3 pseudogenes are annotated in these 1,214 nt (G+C 61.9%); 1 reads left to right on the plus strand and 2 read right to left on the minus strand.

Going from position 1 to position 1,214, the window contains the following annotated elements:
• Positions 1-40 precede the first annotated feature (40 nt).
• Positions 41-259 (plus strand): annotated as a pseudogene (locus TR36_RS13840) (HD family hydrolase); the annotation flags it as partial.
• 1 nt (position 260) lies between these two features.
• On the opposite strand, the pseudogene TR36_RS15065 reads toward TR36_RS13840, so the two are convergent.
• Both TR36_RS15065 and TR36_RS16460 read right to left on the minus strand, forming a co-directional pair.
• Positions 261-736: pseudogene (locus TR36_RS15065) on the minus strand (IS3-like element ISRssp1 family transposase); the annotation flags it as partial.
• 296 nt (positions 737-1,032) lie between these two features.
• Positions 1,033-1,214 (minus strand): annotated as a pseudogene (locus TR36_RS16460) (peptide-methionine (S)-S-oxide reductase); the annotation flags it as partial.

The following is a 1,214-nucleotide window of genomic DNA, read 5'->3' on the forward strand; positions in this document are numbered from 1 at the left end:
GCGGCTATGTGAAGCGCCGCCTCGGGGAAACGAGCCGCTGATGACCGACCGCCTTTCGCAGCAGTTCACCTTTCTGCAAGAGGCGGATCGCCTGAAAACTGTGCTGCGGGCCAGCCGGCTTGCCGATGGCTCGCGGCGCGAGAATTCTGCCGAACACAGCTGGCACGTGGCGCTCTACGCCATGGTGCTGGCAGATCAGGCCCCCGCGGGCGTGGCACTGGACCGTGTGATCCGGATGCTGATCCTGCATGACATTGTCTGTCGGACACGAAGTCCAACGACCAGCGCGCGTTGGGCCACGCGGCAACCGGCATCGGCGTCCTCGTGACGCGCGCCCGTTTCCGGCCTCGCCGTCGTTTCACCGAAAGCCCTTCCTCGCGATAGATGCGATACAGCTTCTTGTGGTTCATGATCATGCCCTTGCGTTCCAGCAGGACCCCGATCCGGCGATACCCGAACCGACGCCGCTTGCCGGCGATCTCCTGCATCTCTTGGCGGATATCGGCACTGTCCGGCGGGCGTTCACGCCGAACGGTCTTGGGATCGACACCAACCAGCCTACAGGCCCGGCGCTGCGAGATGTCATGATCCCGCATCACCCGGAGCGCCGCATCTCGCCGCTTCGTCAATGTCGTCAGTTCTTTCCCAGCAGGTCTTTCAACACGACATTGTCCAGCATGGTGTCCGCAAGCAGGCGCTTCAGCTTGGCATTCTCGTCCTCAAGGGCCTTTAGCCTGAACGTCCCCGTCTGCAATGCCTGCGGAATGGTCAGTCCGAATGTGGCGGCCATGGAGGCTGCGGCGAACCCGACCGCGATGACCTGCATGGCATCGGCCGTCCAGACCAGCCCGAATATTCCGAACAACCGGCGCTGAAAGCGCCCTGCGCCCCCCGCGCTCAACACCTCGTCAACCGTCATCACACATCCCCCGTTTCATACGTGATGGCAGGGTTGAATAGAAGACTGCCGAAGAAAAGATAGTTCTATTGGAAGGCCCGTATGAAAAAAGGGAGGCCCGAAGGCCCCCTTGTTCAGATCGCGCAGGTCACGCCCGTGCCTTTCATGCTGCAGTATCCGCCGGGGTTCTTGGCCAGATACTGCTGATGTTCCTCTTCGGCATAACTAGAAGGGTGGGGCGGGCAGGATCTCGGTCGTGACCTTGCCGTATCCGGCCTCGCCCAATCCGGCTTCGTAGCTGGCTCTGGTTCCTCGG

Origin of the sequence: Falsirhodobacter sp. alg1 (assembly GCF_000739715.2) — a bacterium.
Classification (GTDB): domain Bacteria; phylum Pseudomonadota; class Alphaproteobacteria; order Rhodobacterales; family Rhodobacteraceae; genus Falsirhodobacter.